At 63.8% G+C, this 7,445-nt stretch carries 2 protein-coding genes and 1 pseudogene; all 3 read left to right on the top strand.

Annotated elements, in window-relative coordinates; genetic code table 11:
• On the top strand, positions 1–3,291 hold a 3,291-nt coding region (locus HWY45_RS36000; RefSeq protein ID WP_176118462.1), incomplete at its 5' end, for a YadA family autotransporter adhesin.
• Positions 3,292–4,163: 872 nt separating this feature from the next.
• Positions 4,164–4,238 (top strand): annotated as a pseudogene (locus HWY45_RS37545) (ESPR domain-containing protein); the annotation flags it as partial.
• Positions 4,239–4,529: 291 nt separating this feature from the next.
• On the top strand, positions 4,530–7,445 hold a 2,916-nt coding region (locus HWY45_RS35995; protein WP_425129152.1), incomplete at its 3' end, for a beta strand repeat-containing protein.

Here is a 7,445-nt window from a genome sequence, read left to right as displayed (position 1 = left end):
ACCTCCACGTCGACCGGCATCTCGACGGCAACCAGCTCGATCGCCTCGTTGTCCACCTCGACCTCGACCGGTATCAGCTCGCTCTCGACTGGTTTGAGCTCGACCGATAGCTCCGTTGCTTCGCTGTCGACTTCCACGTCGACAGGCATTTCGACGGCAACTAGCTCGATCACCTCGTTGTCCACCTCGACTTCGACGGGTATCAGTTCGCTGTCGACAGGTTTGAGTTCGACCGACAGCTCCGTCGCCTCGCTCTCGACGTCCACGTCAACCGGCATCTCGACGGCGACCAGCTCGATCGCTTCGCTGTCCACGTCGACTTCGACCGGCATCAGCTCGCTGTCGACTGGCCTCAGCTCGACCGATAGCTCCGTCGCCTCGCTCTCGACCTCCACGTCGACCGGCATTTCGACGGCAACCAGCTCGATCACCTCGCTGTCCACCTCGACCTCGACCGGTATCAGCTCGCTGTCCACCGGTTTGAGCTCCACCGATAGCTCCGTCGCTTCGCTCTCGACCTCCACGTCGACCGGCATTTCGACGGCCACCAGCTCGATCGCCTCGCTGTCCACCTCGACCTCGACCGGTATCTCGACGGCAACCAGCTCGATCACTTCGTTGTCCACCTCGACTTCGACCGGTATCAGCTCGCTCTCGACTGGGTTGAGCTCGACCGATAGCTCCGTCGCCTCCCTGTCGACGTCCACGTCGACGGGTATTTCGACGGCCACCAGCTCGATCGCCTCCCTCTCGACGTCGACTTCGACGGGTATCAGCTCGCTGTCCACCGGTCTGAGCTCGACCAACAGCTCGGTTGCCTCGCTGTCCACGTCGACTTCGACGGGCATCAGCTCGCTGTCCACCGGCCTCAGCTCGACGGATAGCTCCGTCGCTTCGCTGTCGACTTCCACGTCGACCGGTATTTCGACAGCCACCAGCTCGATCGCTTCGCTGTCCACCTCGACTTCGACCGGCATCAGCTCCCTGTCGACCGGTTTGAGCTCGACCGATAGCTCCGTCGCTTCGCTCTCGACTTCCACGTCGACCGGCATCTCGACGGCAACTAGCTCGATCACCTCGCTGTCCACCTCGACGTCGACCGGCATCAGCTCGCTGTCCACTGGCCTCAGCTCAACCGATAGCTCCGTCGCCTCGCTCTCGACCTCCACGTCAACGGGCATTTCGACGGCCACCAGCTCGATCACCTCGCTGTCCACCTCGACTTCGACCGGTATCAGCTCCCTGTCCACCGGCCTCAGCTCGACCGACAGTTCCGTCGCTTCGCTGTCGACCTCGACATCGACCGGCATCTCGACGGCGACCAGCTCGATTGCCTCGCTGTCCACGTCGACCTCGACCGGCATCGGCTCGCTGTCCACCGGCCTCAGCTCGACCAACAGCACCGTCGCATCGCTGTCCACCTCGACTTCGACCGGCATCGGCTCGCTGTCGACTGGCCTGAGCTCGACCAACAGCACCATCGCGTCGCTCTCCACCTCGACCTCGACCGGCATCGGCTCCCTGTCCACCGGCCTGAGCTCGACCAACAGCACCGTCGCATCACTCTCCACCTCGACCTCGACCGGCCTCAGCTCCCTGTCTACGGGCCTGAGCACGACCGACAGCACGGTCGCATCGCTGTCGACCTCCACGTCGAGCGGCATCGGCTCGCTGTCGACCGGCTTGAGCACGACCAACAGCAACCTCACATCGCTGTCGACGTCGACCTCGACCGCGATCCAGGCCGCGAAGACGCACTACTACAGCGTCAACGACAACGGCACCCAGCAGGCCAACTACAACAACGACGGCGCAACCGGCGTCAACGCCATCGCGTCGGGCGTGAACGCAAGCGCCTCGGGCGCGAGCAGCGTCGCGGTCGGCGACGGTGCGAACGCCTCGTCGAACGGTGCAGTCGCCATCGGCCAGAACGCGTCGGCAACAGGCGGCAAGGCCGTGTCGATCGGCGTCGCGAACACGGCGATCGGCGACGGCGCGGTCGCGATCGGCGATCCGAACGTGGCCACCGGCACCGGCGCGGTCGCGCTCGGCGCCAACAACACCGCCACCGGCAACGGCGCCCTGGCCATCGGCAACGCCAACTCCGCCACCGGCAACGGCTCGCTCGCCCTCGGCAACACCTCCACGGCAGCAGCAGCCGGCTCGCTCGCCTTCGGCTCGAACGCGGTCGCCAACAACATCAACGACATCGCGCTCGGCACGAACTCCGTCACGGCTGCCGCGAACCCGACGTCCAGCACGACGATCGGCGGCGTCACCTACTTCTTCGCCGGCAGCACGCCGACCAGCGTCGTGAGCGTCGGCGCACCGGGCGCCGAACGCCAGATCACCAACGTCGCCGCGGGCCGCATCTCGGCCACCAGCACGGACGCGGTCAACGGCAGCCAGCTCAACGCGACCAACCAGGCCGTCAACAGCCTGTCGACGGCAACGTCGACGAGCATCGGCTCGCTGTCGACCGGGATCAGTTCGTTGTCCACCGGCCTGAGCTCGACCAACAGCACCGTCGCTTCGCTGTCCACCTCGACCTCGACCAGCATCAGCTCGCTGTCCACCGGCCTGTCGTCGACCAACAGCAACCTCACGTCGCTGTCGACCTCTACCTCGACCGGCATCGGCTCGCTGTCCACGGGCCTGAGCTCGACCAACAGCACGGTGGCGTCGCTGTCCACCGGCGTGACCAACATCAACAACCAGTTGAGCCAGCTGTCGACGACGGTGAACAACAACACCACGCGCACGGCGAACAACAACGGCATCGCGGCCGACATGAACGGCACCGGCAACGACCGCCCGATCGTCACGGCCGGCTCGAACTCGGTGGCCATCGGCGCCGCGTCGAACGACAGCAACCGCTCGAATGTGGTGTCGGTGGGCAACGACACGCAGCAGCGCCAGGTCATCAACGTCGCGCCGGGTACACAAGGCACCGATGCCGTCAACCTGAATCAGCTCAACACGCTCTCGACGTCCGTGTCGCAATCGATGCAGAACCAGCAGGCGCAGATCAACAGCCTCGGCTCGCAGCTGCAGCAAACCGACTCGATGGCGCGACAGGGGATCGCCGCAGCGACGGCGCTGACCATGCTGCCGCAGGTCGAACCGGGCAAGACGATCAATCTTGCAGTCGGCGTCGCCCGGTTCGCCGGGCAATCCGGGATGGCGTTAGGCGCCAGCGCACACCTGTCGCCCAACGGCATCCTCAAGCTGGGCGTCGGCGTGTCGGGTAGTAACCGGACGTACGGCGCCGGGTACGGGTACAGCTGGTAAACCGGCACGGCCTCCCGGCCGGGGAGCCGAATCGTCGGCATCGCGCGATCCTCACCCGACGGTCACGCTGACCGGAACGCCGCAGGCGTTCCGGTCCTTTTTTGCCGACGCTCCCGGATCCGACTGCCCTCGCAATCGACAGCGGGAAAATGAAACGCCATTTCAAATTGGCTTACCCGATCTCCTGCACATTGATTCCAGAGCAGCGCATAAAGCCATCGAAAGAACGAGACAGAAACAATACTGCCGACCGTTACTTTTTTGTGCATTGGTCGCTCGACCAGCCGCTCACCTGCCCGCTGCAACGGCCTCTCCGGTCGGTGCGATGCGAAGACCGGCATAGGGAATTTTTATATTTCATGAACTTGCAAATCAGTCCGCATCAGACAAGCCAGCACAACACTCAAGAAACATAAAAATATAAATATATTAATTTAATGATCACGCAGACCCAAAATAAGAACCAAATATCTCACAATTGATCACATTACAATTTCGAACAATCCCACGAATCCGCAAACGTTTGCTCTTTCATTTGTCTTACGGATAGAGGCCAAACATCTCTGAAATCACCTCCGTCACAACATACATTCCTTTATAAACAATGACTTACCATAACAATCGCCCATACCGAACGCATTACATGATGCCTTCACAGTTATTAACAAACGACAACGAGCAATTCTTCGCCCGCACCGCGTATTAACCATATTTTAACTTTCAAGCCCCTTTATTTATCATTTCTTGTCAATCTCAAAAACTTATCCCAAATAAACTTCGCGCATCAAATTATATTTTTTGCGCGCTCGAACGGCATATTCATCTAACGAAAAGGCCACGGGTGTTGCGTCATTAGCTAGAGGTGGCTAGAGATGAATCGTGCATACCGTTCGATCTGGAACGAGGCCCTGGGAACCTGGGTTGCCGCGTCGGAATTGGCCTCGGCACGAGGCAAGAGCAAACGCTCTGCTTCGGTCAAGCTGCTGGTCAGCCTGTTGCTGCTGGCCGGCGCTCCGCTGGTCAACGCCTCGACGTATTCCAGCAATCTGACATGCAACTCGGGCGCTGGAGTCGGGCCGGACGGGGTCACGAATTACGCCGCCTCAACGAACCCCGTTGACGGAAGCGGCGTCTGGTCGAACGTGGCGGGATGTAACGCCAACGGCGGCAACTTCCTCGCCGTCACGTTGTTCGGAAGCTTTACGACGGCCGCCGGTCAGGCCGCCACCGCAGTCGGCATGGGGGCCTATGCGACCCAATTCGCCACGGCGGTCGGTCACCAGGCGACTGCGTCGGGCGCGTTCTCGGCTGCGTTCGGCTTCAACGCGCTGTCGTCCGGTGCGTCGAGCTATGCGCTCGGGAACGGCGCGTCGGCAACGGCCGCGAACGCCGTCGCGATCGGGCACTTTACGAACGCACGCTCGGCTTCGACCGTCGCAATCGGCGACAGCAACACGGTATTGGCCACCGCCGGCCTCGGCTCGACGGCAATCGGCTATCAGTCGACGGCGAGCAGCGGCATCGGCGCGGTCGCGATCGGTAACCAGCAGTCGGCCAGCGGCAACGGCGCGGTCGCGATCGGCGACCCGAACGTCGCGACCGGCACCGGCGCCGTGGCGGTAGGCGCGAACAATACCGCGAACGGACAAGGCGCCATTGCGCTCGGCAACTCCAATACGTCGACCGGGACGGGTTCCGTTTCGCTGGGCAACACCAGCGTGGCGTCGGGCGCGAGCGGTACGGCGATCGGCAATGGCGCATCGGCGCAAAACACCAACGCGATTGCGCTCGGCACGTCCGCCACCAGCGCCGGCAGCAACGCCGTGGCACTTGGCGCCACGTCCAAGGCCCTGACGGCCGGGGACATTGCCATCGGGCAGAATGCGTACGCGCTGGGTAGCGGCACGACACCGTTGTCCGCAACCGCGGTCGGTTTCAGCGCGACCGCATCCGGCAACGATGCGTCGGCATTCGGCAATACCGCCAACGCGAATGCCAATTACGCGACGGCGCTCGGCAATTTCGCGTCCGCGAGCGGCGCAAATTCGGTTGCGACCGGCAACGCGGCGACGGCAAGCGCGACCGGCGCATCGGCTTACGGCAATTTCGCGACCGCGTCCGGCACCAACGCTGTCGCAGTGGGGGGCGGCAGCGTCGCAGGAACGTTCAGCGGCGCGAAAGCGACGAACACCGGATCGGTTGCGATCGGCGGCAACACTACGGCCGCTGCGAACTCGGCGGCGACGGACGGCATCGCGGTCGGCGGACAGTCGTCGGTCGTTGCGACGGCAACCTCCGGCATCGCGGTTGGTCGTGCGGCAACCGTGAACAACGCATACGGCATCGCGCTGGGGGACAACGCAAATTCGAGTGCGACGAATGCGCTGGCGTTCGGCTCGGGTTCCAGCGCCAATGTCGCCGGCTCGGTCGCGCTCGGTTCGGGCGCCGTGACGTCGGGAACCGCCACGACGGCGACGGGCGGCACGGGTACCGTAAGCAGCACGACGATCGGCAGCACGACGTTCGGCACATACGCCGGCTCGAACGCGTCGGCGGGGGTCGTCAGCGTTGGTGCGGCCGGGTCGGAGCGCCGTATCCAGAATGTCGCGGCCGGCCTCGTCGGTGCGGCCAGTACCGATGCCATCAACGGCAGCCAGTTGTACGCGGTTGCCAGCACGACGACGTCGAGTATCGCGAGCCTGTCGACCTCGGCATCGACCGGCATTTCGTCGGCCAACAGCTCGATCACTTCGCTGTCGACGTCGGCTTCGACGGGGATCAGCACCGCGCAGAGCGGCGTCAATTCGCTGTCGACCGGCCTGAGCGCGACCAATAGCTCGGTCACTTCGCTCTCGACGTCGGCTTCGACCGGCATCAGCACCGCGCAGAGCGGCGTCAACTCGCTGTCGACCGGCCTGAGCGCGACCAATAGCTCGGTCACTTCGCTCTCGACTTCGGCTTCGACCGGCATCAGCACCGCGCAGAGCGGCGTCAACTCGCTGTCGACTGGCCTGAGCGCGACCAATAGCTCGGTCACTTCGCTCTCGACGTCGGCTTCGACCGGCATCAGCACCGCACAGAGCGGCGTCAATTCGCTGTCGACCGGCCTGAGCGCAACCAACAGCTCGGTTGCTTCGCTTTCCACGTCGACGTCGACGGGTATCAGCACCGCACAAAGCGGCGTCAACTCGTTGTCCACCGGCCTGAGCACAACCGTCTCCACGACCAATAACCTCGGCAACAGCACTGCCGCAGCACTCGGCGGCGGCTCGACCTACAACCCGGCGACCGGCACCGTCTCCGCGCCGTCGTACACCACGTACAACGCGAACGGCACCACCACCACCGCGAACAACGTCGGCTCGGCAATCAACAACATCAACAGCCAGGGCATCAAGTATTTCCACGCGAACTCGACCGCAGCGGACAGCAAGGCCCTCGGTACCGACTCGGTCGCCATTGGCCCGAACGCCGTCGCGAACAACGCCGGCGACGTCGCGCTCGGCAACGGCGCCGTCTCCGCGGCAGCGAATCCGACCGCCAGCGCCACCATTGGCGGCACGAGCTACTCGTTTGCCGGCACGACCCCGAGCAGCGTCGTCAGTGTCGGCGCAGCCGGCGCCGAGCGTCAGGTCACCAACGTTGCCGCAGGTCGGATCTCCGCTTCCAGCACCGACGCGATCAACGGCTCGCAGCTCTACGCGACCAACACCGCAATCAACACGCTGTCGACATCGACCTCGACAGCCGTCGGCTCGCTGTCGACCGGCCTGAGCTCGAGCTCGTCCGCCATTTCCTCGCTCTCGACGGGCCTGAGCGCGACCAATAGCTCGGTCGCTTCGCTGTCGACGTCCACGTCGACCGGCATCAGCACCGCGCAGAGCGGGGTCGGCTCGCTGTCCACCGGACTGAGCTCGACCAACAGCTCCGTCGCTTCACTCTCCACGTCGACCTCGACTGGGATCAGCACCGCGCAAAGCGGGGTGACCTCGCTGTCTACCGGGCTGAGCTCGACCAACAGCTCCGTCGCTTCGCTCTCGACTTCGGCTTCGACCGGTATCTCGTCGGCCAACAGTTCGATCGCCTCCCTCTCGACGTCAACGTCGACGGGCATCAACTCGCTGTCGACTTCCGCTTCGACGGGCATCAGCACC

This window comes from Burkholderia stagnalis (assembly GCF_902830275.1).
In the GTDB taxonomy this organism is placed as follows: Bacteria; Pseudomonadota; Gammaproteobacteria; order Burkholderiales; family Burkholderiaceae; genus Burkholderia; species Burkholderia stagnalis.
The sequence above is the reverse complement of the archived record's forward strand: the minus strand, read 5'-3'. Positions and strand labels throughout refer to the sequence as shown.